11 protein-coding genes are annotated in these 14,258 nt (G+C 42.2%); all 11 read right to left on the minus strand.

Annotated elements, in window-relative coordinates; genetic code table 11:
• Positions 1 to 36: 36 nt before the first annotated feature.
• The 11 genes from NSQ84_RS16335 to purM all read right to left on the minus strand — a co-directional run bounded on the left by NSQ84_RS16335 (position 37) and on the right by purM (position 14,256).
• Positions 37 to 1,188, minus strand: a complete 1,152-nt coding sequence (locus NSQ84_RS16335) for a CamS family sex pheromone protein (RefSeq protein ID WP_066250778.1) — start codon at positions 1,186 to 1,188, stop codon at positions 37 to 39.
• 15 nt (positions 1,189 to 1,203) lie between these two features.
• Positions 1,204 to 3,207, minus strand: a complete 2,004-nt coding sequence (ligA, locus tag NSQ84_RS16340; protein ID WP_066250775.1) for an NAD-dependent DNA ligase LigA — start codon at positions 3,205 to 3,207, stop codon at positions 1,204 to 1,206.
• A gap of 26 nt (positions 3,208 to 3,233) precedes the next feature.
• Positions 3,234 to 5,414, minus strand: a complete 2,181-nt coding sequence (pcrA, locus tag NSQ84_RS16345) for a DNA helicase PcrA (RefSeq protein WP_066250773.1) — start codon at positions 5,412 to 5,414, stop codon at positions 3,234 to 3,236.
• 27 nt (positions 5,415 to 5,441) lie between these two features.
• Positions 5,442 to 6,128, minus strand: coding sequence for a heptaprenylglyceryl phosphate synthase (locus NSQ84_RS16350; RefSeq protein ID WP_066250770.1), 687 nt, complete (start codon positions 6,126 to 6,128; stop codon positions 5,442 to 5,444).
• 209 nt (positions 6,129 to 6,337) lie between these two features.
• A complete protein-coding gene (locus NSQ84_RS16355) occupies positions 6,338 to 6,643 on the minus strand; it encodes a YerC/YecD family TrpR-related protein (RefSeq protein WP_063388817.1) in 306 nt (101 codons plus the stop codon).
• Between the two features lie 3 nt (positions 6,644 to 6,646).
• Complete coding sequence (locus tag NSQ84_RS16360; RefSeq protein WP_066250766.1) at positions 6,647 to 7,684, minus strand: DUF3048 domain-containing protein; 1,038 nt, start codon at positions 7,682 to 7,684, stop codon at positions 6,647 to 6,649.
• Between the two features lie 37 nt (positions 7,685 to 7,721).
• Entirely contained in the window at positions 7,722 to 9,461 is a 1,740-nt protein-coding gene (locus tag NSQ84_RS16365) for an adenine deaminase C-terminal domain-containing protein (protein ID WP_066250763.1), read from the minus strand.
• A 372-nt stretch (positions 9,462 to 9,833) separates the two neighbouring features.
• Complete coding sequence (gene purD / locus NSQ84_RS16370) at positions 9,834 to 11,084, minus strand: phosphoribosylamine--glycine ligase (RefSeq protein WP_066252176.1); 1,251 nt, start codon at positions 11,082 to 11,084, stop codon at positions 9,834 to 9,836.
• Positions 11,085 to 11,102: 18 nt separating this feature from the next.
• Entirely contained in the window at positions 11,103 to 12,641 is a 1,539-nt protein-coding gene (gene purH, locus NSQ84_RS16375; RefSeq protein ID WP_066252084.1) for a bifunctional phosphoribosylaminoimidazolecarboxamide formyltransferase/IMP cyclohydrolase, read from the minus strand.
• Positions 12,638 to 13,219 carry a phosphoribosylglycinamide formyltransferase gene (gene purN / locus NSQ84_RS16380; protein WP_066252087.1) on the minus strand — a complete coding sequence of 194 codons (582 nt, stop codon included), beginning with the start codon at positions 13,217 to 13,219 and terminating at the stop codon, positions 12,638 to 12,640. The genes purH and purN overlap by 4 nt, the downstream gene beginning before the upstream one ends.
• Entirely contained in the window at positions 13,216 to 14,256 is a 1,041-nt protein-coding gene (gene purM / locus NSQ84_RS16385) for a phosphoribosylformylglycinamidine cyclo-ligase (RefSeq protein WP_066252090.1), read from the minus strand. Before purM ends, purN begins: the two co-directional genes overlap by 4 nt.
• Positions 14,257 to 14,258: the final 2 nt, after the last annotated feature.

Here is a 14,258-nt window from a genome sequence, read left to right on the forward strand (position 1 = left end):
TTTCAAAATCCCCCCTTTTTGAAATCACCTGTTTTTTTATTGAAAAACATGAACTGTCGGTTTGTCCTGCCCTGGCTCTCTAACGATGAGCGCTTCCGGACCTCTTGAAGAGTTGATGGTCACTTCCAGAGAAATATAGTTTTTGTAATATTCCACAACTTTTCCAGTTAAAAATTGCGTAAAGGCTATGACCTCTGTTTTTCCGTAAAACTGAACCGGTATTTCTATTTTCATTTGCTTCATTTCACCGTCTTGATAAAAAGCCTTCCCAATGACGCCTGTGTAGTTAGGGAAAAAGTCTTCAATATCTCCTTTTAAACGTTTAAATGTGTTGGCATCATCCGGTTTTTTCTTTGTTCCCTCTTCAGATGGGAAAAAGTAATACTCTTCGTTAATATTTTCCCACTTTCCGATATTTTCGCTTCCGCCATCAACGATTGTTCTTGCAAAAAAGTGCCCTGGAACAATCGAAGATTTAGGCGCTTGTTCGTAAAGGGAAACGACAATCGGCACTTTTTCTAATCCTTCTATATCTCGAAGCCTCTTCACAACCACTTGTGCGATTTCCTTCCCTTTCTTTTCAATGGTGGCCTTGTCTATTTTATTTTCTTTTTGGATGCCGTCTTCCGTGCGGTAATAATAAACAGAATTCAAGGCCAAACCGATCGACACTCCGCCAAGCTCAAGTGTTTTTTCATCTTTTTTTACAAGGTAATTATGTTCAAGTATATGCGTTACATAAATGGGGCTTTTTTCGGAGCTTTCTGGCGGATTTAAACCTTCATTTTTGAAAGATTTATCCTTTTTTTTCGCTTCTTCCAAATCTTTTCCTTCCAGCTTGCGGCTAAGCCAGTTTTGGACAGTTTTTTTGTCTAAATATTGTCCTTCTTGAAACACATATTTATCCGTTGGAAACTTGTCGCTGGCCATCCGCATAAGACCAGTTTCAAATTCATCAACATCAAATCTTGTATTGAGATTGCTTGCCACAAGCCCTCGCGCTTCACTCGTTTTAAAAGGCACGAGCATCTTATAATAATCTTCCGAAATTCTGTATTTCGGAATAATTGCTTTTTCTTCCGTTGATTCTTCCGTCTCTTGTACAATTTGCTCCGGTTCTCCAATGTCCTGCGAGCATGCACTGAGCACAGCCATGCACGCTGCCGCTATGATCAAAAGTTTTTTCAAGGTACCTTCCCTCTCCTATTTCCTTAGTTCTTCAAGTAAACGAGACTCATCCCAAACCTCTATGTTTAATTCGCGAGCTTTTGCAAGCTTGCTGCCGGCATCTTCACCAGCGATTACAAGATCTGTTTTTTTGCTCACACTGCCAGTAACTTTTCCGCCTCTTGCTTCAATTTGTTCTTTTGCTTCATTGCGGGACATTTCAGCAAGCTTCCCTGTTAAAACGATTGTCTTACCGGCAAAATACGAATCCCCTTCATCTGAATTTGTCCGTTTCGGACCTTTATACGTCATATTGACGCCGAACGACTTTAATTCTTCAATCAATTCTTTTACTTCAGGCTGTTCAAAAAAAGTAGCGATGGAATCAGCCATTTTTTCTCCGATTTCCGGTATGTTGATTAATTGTTCTCTTGTCGCGCTTTGCAGCCGCTCCATTGTTTCAAAATGCTCTGCTAAAATCTTGGCGGCTTTTTCGCCGACATAGCGAATGCCTAAACCGAATAAAAGGCGCTCCAGCGAATTTTCCTTCGACCGTTCAATCGCGTGCAACAAATTATCCGTTGATTTTTCACCCATCCGTTCAAGCTGAAGCAATTGGGGTTTTGTTAATTTGTATAAATCCGCTACATCTTGAATCAAGCCTTCTTTAAACAATTGGGTGATGACGCGCTCCCCTAGTCCTTCAATATTCATCGCATTTCGGGAAACAAAATGGATGAGACCTTCGCGAATTTGCGCCGGACATTTTGGATTAATGCATCTAAGCGCAACTTCTCCTTCCAACCGGACCAGCTCGCTATTGCATTCTGGACAGTGCGAAGGCATCCGAAAATCCTGTTCATTGCCTGTTCTTCTGTCAACAAGAACATTTACAATTTCAGGAATGATGTCCCCGGCTTTTTTCACGACGACGAAGTCCCCAAGCTTAATATCTTTTTCCCGAATCAAATCTTCATTATGAAGGGAAGCTCGTTTGACGGTTGTCCCGGCAACCTTTACAGGCTCTAAGATCGCTGTTGGGGTAATGACGCCGGTGCGTCCGACAGCGAGTTCAATATCCAGCAGCTTCGTCACCACCTCTTCTGCCGGAAACTTATAGGCAATCGCCCATCTCGGGCTTTTCGCAGTTGCCCCAAGCGCTTCCTGCTGACGCAAACTATCAACCTTAATTACAACTCCGTCAATATCATACGGAAGCTGAGAGCGCTTTTCCAACAATTGATCAAGCAGCTCGATCACTTCGTCGATGTTTTTGCATTTTCTGCGTTCACGATTTGTTTTAAAGCCGAGTTCATCAAGCAAGTCCAATGCTTCACTATGAGAAGACACTCCGGTATCGCCAAGCTCTGCTATGTTATAGACGAAAATATCTAAATTTCGTTTCGCGGCAATTTTTGGGTCTAGCTGGCGCAAGGAACCAGCGGCAGCGTTTCTCGGATTGGCAAACGGAACTTCCCCTTTTGCAATGCGCTCCTCATTTAATTTCTCAAATGATGCTTTCGGCATAAATGCTTCTCCGCGCACTTCCATCGATAAATTTTTCTTTAGTCTCAAAGGGATCGAGCGGATCGTTTTTAAATTTTCCGTGATATCTTCCCCCGTCGTGCCGTCTCCTCGTGTTGATCCTTGTACAAACAGGCCGTTTTCATATCGAAGGGAAACCGCAAGCCCGTCAATTTTCAGCTCCACTACATATTCGACATCCCCAACTGCTTGGCGGACTCGCCTGTCAAAGTCACGCAAGTCCTGCTCATTAAAAGCATTTGCCAAACTTAGCATCGGCACGCGGTGCGCCACTTTTCGGAAAGCATCTAAAACAGCGCCCCCCACCCGCTGGGAGGGAGAATCAGGGGTTTTCAGCTCTGGATATTTTTCTTCAAGTTCTATTAGTTCTCTCATGAGGCGGTCATACTCTGCGTCAGGAACAGACGGATTGTCAAGAACGTGATATTCATAATTATATTGATTCAAAAGCTTGTGCAATTCTTTTACACGGTTTTCTGCCGTACGTTTGTCCATATGTGTCAATTCCTTCCTTCAAATAGTTACTGTACTTTTTCAATTGGTGCAAATTTAGCAAGCAACCGTTTTATGCCGACAGGACTTGGAAATGCCACGTCAAGTTCTTGATCCTCCCCATCGCCTTTCACTCGGACGACAACACCGACACCCCATTTTCCGTGCACGGCTTTATCACCTACTGACCAAGCCTTTACATCTCCTCCCGTTGATTTCGCTCCGATTGTTCTATTTGGTTTCGGCTTTGGAGATTTCTTTTCATTTAAGTCTTCTAAAACCTCTTTCGGCATCTCTTCAATAAAACGAGATTCCGGGTTCATGTTTGTTCTTCCAAAAAGGGTCCTCATTTTCGCATTTGTTACATACAATTCTTCCTCTGCCCGCGTTATCCCCACGTATGCCAGCCGGCGCTCTTCCTCCATTTCCGCCTCTTCCATCAAAGCTCGGCTGTGAGGAAATACACCTTCTTCCATCCCGATCATAAATACAACCGGAAACTCTAAACCTTTTGCCGAATGGATCGTCATCAATAACACGGAATCTTTCTGCTCCGATTGCTCTTCATCAATGCGGTCAATGTCCGCAATCAAGGCCAAATCCGTTAAAAAGGCGACAAGGCTTTTGTCCTCATTTTGTTTTTCAAAGTTTTGAGTTACAGATAAAAATTCATCAATGTTCTCTAAACGACCTTGGGCTTCCAATGTTTTTTCCTGCTTAAGCATCTCCCTGTAGCTGGTTCTGTCAAGAATCTCTTCCACAAGCTCAGTAACGGACACATAGTCTTGCATTTGTGACAGCTGCTGGATCAATTCACGGAATTCCGTCAACACTTTCATAGCACGAGTGCTGACCCCGATATGTTCCATTTCTTCTAAAGCAGCAAACATCGAGATGCCTTGCTGGGCTGCATAATTCATTATTTTTTCAACGGTTGATGCCCCGATGCCCCGTTTCGGAACATTGATGATTCGCACCAAACTAATATCATCATTCTGGTTTGCCACTAGACGCATGTATGCAAGAATATCCTTGATTTCTTTCCGGTCATAGAACTTTATGCCGCCGACAATTTTATAATCAATATTCGATTTTAACAGCACTTCCTCTATGACACGGGACTGTGCATTTGTACGGTACAATACAGCAATATCGGAAAGTTTTCTTTTGCCCGATTGGACGAGCTCTTGAATTTGCTTGGCGACAAACTGGGCCTCCCCAATTTCGTGATCAGCCCGGTAGTAAATAATTTTTTTCCCCTCAGGGTTTTCCGTCCATAAATTTTTCGGCTTTCTGTTCATATTATTTTTAATGACTTCATTGGCCGCATGCAAAATACGCTTGGTAGAACGATAATTTTGTTCAAGCAAAATCACTTTAGCGTTCGGATAATCTTTTTCAAACGATAAAATGTTTCCGATGTCCGCCCCTCGCCAGCGATAAATCGATTGATCCGAATCGCCGACAACACAAATATTTTGAAAACGGGATGCCAGCATCTTTACAAGCGTGTATTGTGCGCGGTTTGTATCTTGATATTCATCAACATGAATGTATTGAAATTTCCGCTGATAATATTCGAGTACTTCTGGAACACGTTGAAAAAGCAGTATCGTTGACATAATGAGGTCATCAAAATCAAGAGCTTGGTTTTTCAACAATTTTTTTTGGTAGTCGATATAGATATCGCTGACAATTTGCTCCCACACATCTCCTGCTTGACGAGCAAATTCCTCCGGGGAAATGAGATCGTTTTTCGCGCTGCTGATAGTGCCGAGAATAGCTCGAGGATCATATTTTTTAGGATCAATGTTTCGTTCTTTTAAAATCCCTTTGATGACAGACAATTGGTCTGATGTATCCAATATCGTAAAATTGCGATTGACGCCGATCCGGTCAATATCTCGGCGAAGGATTCGCACGCACATCGAGTGAAAAGTGGAAATCCATATTTCCTCAGCACCAGGGCCAAGCAGTTGTTCAATCCGGTCTTTCATTTCCCTCGCTGCTTTATTTGTGAAGGTAATAGCAAGAATATTCCAAGGTGCTACTCCTTTTTCTGCCATTAAATAAGCGATCCGGTGGGTGAGAACCCTTGTCTTGCCGCTGCCTGCACCCGCCATGATTAAAAGAGGACCTTCCGTATGCTTCGTCGCTTTTTGCTGCTGTTCATTCAAACCTGAGAGGAGCTGCTCAGTCAAAAAATGCATTCAACACTCACCTCATTTTCACTTTCTTTACCCTTTGACAGCGCGGACGGTTTCAAGCGCTGATTGTAAATTTTCATAAATGGCATTCCCGACAACGATGATGTCAGCGTGCTCGGCCATTTCTTTTGCTTGCGCAGCATTTTGAATGCCGCCCCCATAAATAAGCCTAGTATTCGTTAAAACCGATTTCGCTGCTTTTACTGCTTCAACATTGCCGTACGTTCCGCTATATTCTAAATAAAAGAGCGGAAGATGAAACATGTTCTCCGCCATTCTCGCATACGCTTTAATATCATCCAAATTAAGCTCCGTCTTTGCTTCGGTCAATTTTGCCGCTTTGCACTCTCCATTTAAAATGCAATAACCTTCCATTAAAATATCATTCCAGTTCATAATGTCACCAAACTCTTTCATTGCTTGGTGATGCAGCTCCGTAATCCATGTAGTATTTCGGCTGTTTAAAACCGTCGGAATAAAATACAAATCAAATCCTGGAACAATCGATTCTAAATTCGATACTTCCAGCACGCATGGAACGAGAAAACGCCGCACCCGCGAAAGCAAAGAAAGAACATTATCTTCCGTTACATTGTCGCTTCCTCCAATGATAACAGCGTCCGTTTTTGATTCACAAATTTTTTCAAGCTGTTCATCGGAAATGGCTTTATCCGGATCGAGCTTAAACACATGTCTCCACTCGTTCACATCATACATACATAATCCTCCATTTCATATACCATTTCATTATTATATCAAATTATAATAGGACAAAAAAATGGGGAATCAATGAAAGTCTGTAGATGTTTAGAAAGAGTTTTTTTAATATGAGAGGGGGTTTTTTTAAGCTATGTTGAAGAAGCCTTTCAGAGTTTTAAAAGTTCTAAACTAAAAAAGAGCTGCTGATTTCACCCAGCAGCCCAAATTTATGACGAAGCGTTGTCATCTTTAATTCTTTCAAGCGCCATTGCATAAGCATCATTTCCGTAATTCAAGCACCGCTTTACCCGGGAGATTGTCGCTGTCGATGCACCTGTTTCTGTTTCAATTTTATGATACGTATAGCCTTCCTGAAGCATTCTTGCAACTTCAAACCGTTGGGCAAGCGATTGGATTTCATTGACAGTGCAAAGGTCATCAAAAAAACGGTAGCATTCCTCCAAATCTCTTAAAGAAAGGATAGCCCGGAACAATTGGTCTAACTCTCTCCCCCGCAGCTTGTCAATTTGCATGCATCATTCTCCTTTCTCAGCTGAATTTTGAAAAGCCTTATCCAAATCTGGCACGATATTGATCCAAGTATGGCCGGGAACTAATTTTACTTGTTCTTCATTTTCATAAGGAAGGATGCGTCCGTTCACATTTTTCCAATCGACCCTTTTCATCATACCTTTTTGCAAAAGAATTCCCTCGCCCCCAGAGTTTAAATCAATCGTTCTGCGACCGTAATCATCAAGAAAACGATGATCCGTTTGGACAATAAAAATATTGTCTAAAAGAACAGGTTCTTCCGTTTCGCGATCGACTGTCAGTTCGTCCCCGGAATACCGCTTATACCGGCCTAGCTGCTGATCGAATACATATTTAATGCGCCATTCCGGTTTAGAACCATAGGAAACAACAGCTTCTAACATTTCTTCTCCAGAAATGCCGCTTATTTCTTCATCTGAAAGAAAAGGCAACGGGGCAACTTCCTTTGTCATTGAATACCCGTTTTCTTTTGCTCCTTTTACGACATTTTCAAAAGAAATATACGAGTTATGAGGAGCTTTCCGGGTTGAATCCCGCCAAAACAGCGTACCATCATAAAACAGACCGTTTAAATAGTCTAGGTGCTCTGACTCCAGCATTTCTTTAGCAGTGGGACTCCAGCCGTGACTGATATAAATTGCTTCATACCCTTTACTCAAATCGACAAAATATTCCCGCGCACTTCTGACTGGACCGATAATTTTTGGTTTCTCGCTTTGATAAATGGCTAAAAAGCGCGTGATCGTGCCTTCAGCTAAAGCCTCGTAAACAATATCCGCTTTATTTAATCCTGATTGAGGCCTCGCTTTCGGATGGTTGTTAATCGTGACAGCAATTGGGCGGCTGTCAATGCTTCCGGTCGCAGCATTTCCTGTCAAAGGGCTTACGGCTGTTTCTTTTTCAACTGGCTGATTTTCAGATGATGACGGTTCGTCATTTGTTTTCTCTTTTTCTTTTTCATTTGTGCAAGCTGTTATAAAGACAAAGAAAAGCATCGTAAATAAAATCAATGTTCTTTTCATTCATTCACAACCTTAACTAATTTATCCCTTTTATATTTTAACGTATTATTGTCGGAAAGAGTATTGTTTTTTTCATAACATCATAAATTCCTTCCTGTGTAACCCGGATATATGGTAAATGTGTGCAGGATAAAAAGAGCAGGCTGTGAATCGGGTCTAAAAATTTATAGCCCTTTTCTCGCATAATTTGGACTAAACCATTTTCCTCCTTAATGAGATCTTTAAATTTTTTCGATGACGCAGCGCCGTTAATGTTAAGAGGCATTTCATAAATCACTTGGCCATTTTCCGTTATTACTATTCCCCCGCCGATTTCTTTCAATCTGGAAAATGCATGCATCATATCTTGTTTGTTTTTCCCTATCAACACCACATCTCCAGTCGTTGAATAAGTGCTTGCAAAGCCTTTTATCCCCTTTGCGAAGCCTTTTAACATTGTATTGATCCGCCATTTCCCTTTTTTATCGATGACAGCTAGGAAGCTTTCGTCATGATCTAGCGGAAGTTCATCAACGAAGTTGTCAATAGTGATGGAATACGGCTCAATAATAACCGTGTTTCTCATTTTTAATCCCATCGGCATAGAAAATTGAAGATCATCCATTGTCAAATCCCAATCAAGTTCAAGCGGTGCAACTTCATATTTGTTCCAGTCTGCTTGAGGGAAATGATCAAACACCTGACCGTCCTTATGAATCCATTTCCCTTTCGCCAAAACAGCCACTGGGTTCGGGTTATTTTTCGCTTCCAGAAAATTTATGGAGGCTAACCTACCAGGACCGATTACTCCCAATTTTGAATCAAGCATATAATATCTAGCAACATTGTACGTTGCCATTTTATAAGCCTCAAACTCTGGAATTCCGGCCTCCAGCGCTATTTGAATGGTCTGATTAATCATTCCATTTTCATAAAAAGCAGGCGTTGAACCATCCGTTGTAAAAAACATTTCGTCAAAACGATTAACTCCAAATGCAAGCAGCTCTTCCAACAATTTCGGCAAATCCGGCCGTATTGAAGAATAGCGGAGCGGCACGCTGTATCCGCATAACAATCGATTATATACTTCTTCTCCGCTAATAGATTCGTGATCGGAATCGACACCAAATAATTTCATTTTTGTCAATGTTTTTCGAGAAGCCCCTGGAAAATGGCCTTCTACACGCTTCCCGACCTTTTTTGTCTCATGAATCCAGTGTAAAAACAAGTCATCCCCTAAAAGAAGCTTTGGCCAGCCTGTCAATTCTCCTCCTTGAATAACGGCTGGATGCTCGATCCATTGTTTCACGACATCTGGCGGAATAAGTTGATCTTCTTCTCTGCATTCCGTTTGCAAGTCATAGCGGGCCCACCAAAAAAACTGAACTGGAGAAGATTGCATATCTTCAACAAAAGAAAACGCTTTCTTTTTTGGGAATTGTAATAGCAAAAATAGGTTATCGCATATTAGTGTTGTAGTTCCCGTTTGCGATACATGTTGTGCAAGCGAATGAGGATTATATAATTGAAACGGATGGGCGTGCGGTTCAATATAGCCAGGAACTAAATAAAGTCCTTTGCAATCAAATATTTCCGTATTTGCTGTTTTTTCTGGCTCCTCATTGCCGACATAAATAATGCGGTCTTTATAAATCCAAATATTTGACTTCACCCACTGGTTTAAATATGGATGTAAAAATACTGCATTTTTCAACCACAAGGTTGGTGCTAATCTATTTGAAACGACATCTATATGTTCACGAATTTCATGGGCTTTCCAAAAAGCACCAGATCGCATGATCTGCTCAGTCCTCCTCAATTAAAAGTAATTACTCAAAATAGTGACTCTGTTACTTTATATATTAACATATGAAAAATATTAAAGCACTAAAGTTTCTTACAAAATTTTGAACTTGGGATAACGGTGCAGAGGCTTTCTTGATTGATCGTTTCCTAATAGAAGAAACGCTGGTTTATTTTTAATAATGAGCGGTCAAAATAGGAAGTTGTTTAAGAAGAAGCTATGTCAAAAATGCCGATTACATTCCTTTATAAAATGAAAAGGACAGGAACAACCTCCTGTCCCATTGGAAAGGTTTATAAAATATGTGGTAGATATGTCTTTTATTTATTAGTATTCATCGGTTCGGAATATTGAAAGCCAAATTCGTTATAGTGCGCGATAGCCGATGTCTTTACGATAAAACAAACCTTCCGTCTCAAGCTCTTTTAATTGCTTGTACACTTTTTCTTGCGCATTTTTTAAATTATCTCCAAATGACGCCACAAGGTATACACGACCCCCGTCTGTTACAAATTGGCCGCCTTCCTCTTTTGTTCCGGCATGGAATAAAAGGGCATCCGCACCAACCTTTAACAAACCGATCGGTGTTCCTTTCTTATAGCTGCCCGGATAGCCTTCCGCCACCACAACGACTCCCAACACCGCTTGATCTGTCCATTCAAGTTCAACCGGTTCTCCTTTTAACACTTTCAACATCACATCGATAAGGTCTGATTTTAGCCGAGGAAGAACTACTTGTGTTTCTGGATCTCCAAAACGCGCATTGAATTCAATCACCTTCGGGCCGTCTTTTGTCAGCATGAGACCGGCATAAAGAATACCGGTAAATGCCGCTCCTTCATTTTTCAAAGCTTTCGCTACCGGCTTTAAAATTTTCTCTACAGACTCATGAACAACATCATCAGAAATTTGCGGGACAGGAGAATAAGCCCCCATTCCACCTGTATTCGGTCCTTTGTCTCCGTCAAAGGCCCGCTTATGATCCTGCGCAATCACCATCGGGTAAATGTTTTCCCCGTTTACGAAAGCCATAAGGGAAAACTCTTCACCTGTCAAAAATTCTTCAATTACAACGGATTTTCCTGCTTCTCCCAGCTTATTTTCCTTTAAATAGCCGGACAGCGTGTCAATTGCTTCTTCATTTGTCATCGCAACAACGACACCTTTTCCCGCCGCAAGCCCATCCGCTTTAATCACAATCGGGGCGCCTTTTTCTTCTACATATTGCTTCGCTTTGGCAAAATCAGAGAACGTTTCATAATTGGCAGTCGGAATGTTATATTTTTTCATTAAATTTTTTGCAAATGATTTGCTTCCTTCAATAATTGCCGCTTCTTTCCTCGGTCCGAATACAGTTAATCCAGCGTCTTCAAATTCGTTGACAATACCGTTCATTAAAGGAATTTCAGGACCGACAATGGTTAAATCAATGTTGTTTGTTTTGGCAAATTGGATCAATTCGTCTGTTTGTTCTTCTGAAATCGGAACTCTTATTGCAACGTCTTTCATACCATCATTGCCAGGCGCGACATACACTTTTTCAACGAGAGGGCTTTTGGCCGCCTTCCAAGCGATCGCATGCTCACGGCCCCCTTTTCCAATAACAAGTACTTTCATCATCAGTCATCCCCTTTCTTAATGTTTGAAATGACGGACTCCAGTAAAGACCATTGCAATTCCGTATTCATCCGCTTTTTTTATCGAATCTTCATCGCGAATGGATCCGCCTGGTTGTATGATTGCTGTAACCCCTGCTTTCGCTGCTTCTTCAACGGTGTCAGGCATTGGGAAGAACGCATCTGATGCAAGTGCACTGCCTTTCGCTTTTTCGCCAGCCTGTGCAATCGCAATTTTTGCAGCACCAACCCGGTTCATTTGGCCTGCACCAACACCAACGGTCATTTCATCTTTTGCCAAAACAATCGCATTTGACTTGACGTGCTTCACGACTTTCCAGCCAAGCTTTAAGTCCTTCCATTCTTGTTCAGTCGGCTGTCTTTTTGTTGGGATTGAAATGTTCGCGTCATCGAGCGTATAAATATCTTGATCTTGAACAAGAAGGCCGCCGTAAACAGATGTCAGCTGCTTCTCCGGTTGGAATTTTTTCGAAAAGTCGATCGTTAACAATCGAATATTTTTCTTTTTCGTTAATATTTCAAGAGCTTCTTGGCTAAACGAAGGGGCAATGATAATTTCCAAAAAAATTTCGCTCATTTTTTCAGCCGTTTTCTGATCAACTTCACGATTCAGTGCAACAATGCCGCCGAAAATTGAAGTCGGGTCCGCCTCATATGCCCGATTATAAGCTTCAAAAATGGTTTCACCTGCGCCGACGCCGCACGGATTCATATGCTTAACAGCGACCGCTGCCGGTCCATCAAATTCTTTGACAATGCTAAGTGCCGCATCCGCATCTTTAATGTTGTTATACGACAATTCCTTTCCATGGAGCTGGATGGCTTCGGCAATAGATGATGGAGGCGTGATCGGCTTTTTATAGAACGTTGCCTGTTGGTGAGGATTTTCCCCATAACGAAGGGATTGCTTCCTTTCAAATGTCACAGTAATCGATTCAGGCTCTTCTTCTCCTGCCTGCTCTGTTAAATATTCCGCAATCAGTGCATCGTATGCAGCAGTATGCCGGAATACTTTGGCAGCCAGCTTCCGTTTTGTTTCTATGCTTACTTCTCCGTTCTCTTTCAGTTCGGCTAAAATGACGGGATAATCTTCAGGATCAACGACAACTACTACATCTTGGTGATTTTTTGCAGCAGCCCGAAGCATCGTCGGCCCGCCGATGTCAATGTTCTCGATCGCTTCCTCAAAAGTCACGCCATCTTTGGCAATTGTCTCTTTAAACGGATATAAATTCACAACGACTAAGTCAATCGGTTGAATACCGTTTTCCTCCATCTGCTTCATATGGTTATCATTGCTGCGAACCGCAAGCAGCCCCCCGTGAATAGCAGGATGCAGCGTTTTAACTCTTCCGTCCATAATTTCCGGAAAACCGGTTACTTCCTGAATTCCAATGACATCTATTCCATTTTCCTCAAGAAGCTTTTTCGTTCCGCCAGTGGAGATTACTTCAATCCCAAGATTGACAAGCTCTTGCACAAACGGAATGATGTTTGCTTTATTAGATACACTGACAATTGCCCGTCTGATTGTCATGCTTTCACCTCTAATTTTTCTAAAATTTTTCCTATTGTTTCAGGATAAAATGAATGCTCGATTTTATGGATTTTCTCTGCAAGTGTATTAGCATCATCATCTTCGCTGATTTCAACCGCACGCTGAGCGATGATCGGGCCTGTATCCATTCCTTCATCAACATAATGGATGGTGACACCCGTAATTTTTACGCCGGCACGGAGCGCTTGTTCAATTGCATGTTTTCCCGGAAATGCAGGAAGCAAGGAAGGATGTATATTCACAATTCTCCCCGCAAAAGCGTCAAGAAGAGTGTGGCCGATTAAACGCATGTAGCCGGCCAGCACGATAAAGTCCACTTGATAGTGCCTCAATTGCTGTAAAATATCTTCTTCAAACTGTTCCTTCGACTCATATTGCTTCGGATCAAAAACAAAAGCAGGAATCTGCTCTTTTTCTGCCCGCTCCACTACTTTAGCACCGGGTTTATCACAGACTAAAAGCATCACATTTGCTTTTAGCTTCCCGCTCTTTACATGGTCTACAATCGCTTGGAAATTAGAGCCGCTCCCGGATGCAAACACCGCGATCCGCTTCATGAAAAAGGCCCTCCTTTCAGCCGAATTCCGCTTCCTTCTTTTACCCGGCCGATGAGAAAAGCCTTTTCTCCCAGCTTTTCAAGCTCATTGAGGCACTGCTGAACAACATCTTCTTCGACCGCCAGAACAAAGCCGATTCCCATATTGAACACTTCAAACATTTCAGACAAATCGATATTTCCTTGCTGTTGAATAAAGGAAAAAATTGGATGAATCGACCATGAACCGAAATCGATTTCTGCTCCAAGCCCTTCCGGAAGCATTCTCGGGATGTTTTCAATAAACCCTCCTCCGGTAATATGGGCCATGCCGTCAACTTTATATGCTTTCACAAGCGGCAGGACGGAAGAAACATAAATTTTTGTCGGCTTTAGCAATTCTTCTCCGAGCGTTTCGGTTAGAGGTTCGTATATTTCATGTAAATCAAGCTTATTTTCTTCCAAAAGCACTTTGCGAACGAGTGAATAACCGTTTGAATGGATGCCGTTTGATGAAAGGCCGATGAGAAAGTGCCCAGGCTTGATCCGTTCGCCTGTGACAATGTTTTCTTTCTCGACAACACCGACAGCAAAGCCGGCAATGTCGTATTCATCTTCATCATATACGCCGGGCATTTCCGCTGTTTCTCCACCGATGAGCGCACAACCCGCCTGCAGGCAGCCATCGGCAACACCTTTAACAATTTTTTCAATTTTTTCAGGGTCTGCTTTCCCGAGCCCCAAATAGTCCAGGAAAAAAAGCGGCTCCGCACCTTGTGCCAAAATGTCGTTTACACACATAGCCACAGCGTCTATTCCAATCGTATCGTGTTTATCCGCCATAAAGGCAAGCTTCAGCTTCGTTCCCACTCCGTCTGTTCCAGAAACAAGCACCGGCTCTTTATATCCTAAGCTTGCCAGATCAAACATTCCGCCAAAACTGCCGATCCCTCCTAAAACACCGGGACGCTTCGTTTTTTCCACATGCTTTTTCATGCGGCGAACTGCTTCATAGCCCGCATGAATGTCCACACCTGCTTCTCTATACGCTTTGGACATGA

The organism is Aeribacillus sp. FSL K6-3256 (assembly GCF_037965805.1).
Classification (GTDB): Bacteria; Bacillota; Bacilli; order Bacillales; family Aeribacillaceae; genus Aeribacillus; species Aeribacillus composti.

Bases quoted from the DNA above. Each gene is read 5' to 3' on its own strand.
- ligA (WP_066250775.1), bottom strand. From the start codon at position 3,207: ATGGACAAACGTACGGCAGAAAACCGTGTAAAAGAATTGCACAAGCTT.
- pcrA (WP_066250773.1), bottom strand. From the start codon at position 5,414: ATGCATTTTTTGACTGAGCAGCTCCTCTCAGGTTTGAATGAACAGCAG.
- NSQ84_RS16350 (WP_066250770.1), bottom strand. From the start codon at position 6,128: ATGTATGATGTGAACGAGTGGAGACATGTGTTTAAGCTCGATCCGGAT.
- NSQ84_RS16355 (WP_063388817.1), bottom strand. From the start codon at position 6,643: ATGCAAATTGACAAGCTGCGGGGGAGAGAGTTAGACCAATTGTTCCGG.
- NSQ84_RS16360 (WP_066250766.1), bottom strand. From the start codon at position 7,684: ATGAAAAGAACATTGATTTTATTTACGATGCTTTTCTTTGTCTTTATA.
- NSQ84_RS16365 (WP_066250763.1), bottom strand. From the start codon at position 9,461: ATGCGATCTGGTGCTTTTTGGAAAGCCCATGAAATTCGTGAACATATA.
- purD (WP_066252176.1), bottom strand. From the start codon at position 11,084: ATGAAAGTACTTGTTATTGGAAAAGGGGGCCGTGAGCATGCGATCGCT.
- purH (WP_066252084.1), bottom strand. From the start codon at position 12,641: ATGACAATCAGACGGGCAATTGTCAGTGTATCTAATAAAGCAAACATC.
- purN (WP_066252087.1), bottom strand. From the start codon at position 13,219: ATGAAGCGGATCGCGGTGTTTGCATCCGGGAGCGGCTCTAATTTCCAA.
- purM (WP_066252090.1), bottom strand. From the start codon at position 14,256: ATGTCCAAAGCGTATAGAGAAGCAGGTGTGGACATTCATGCGGGCTAT.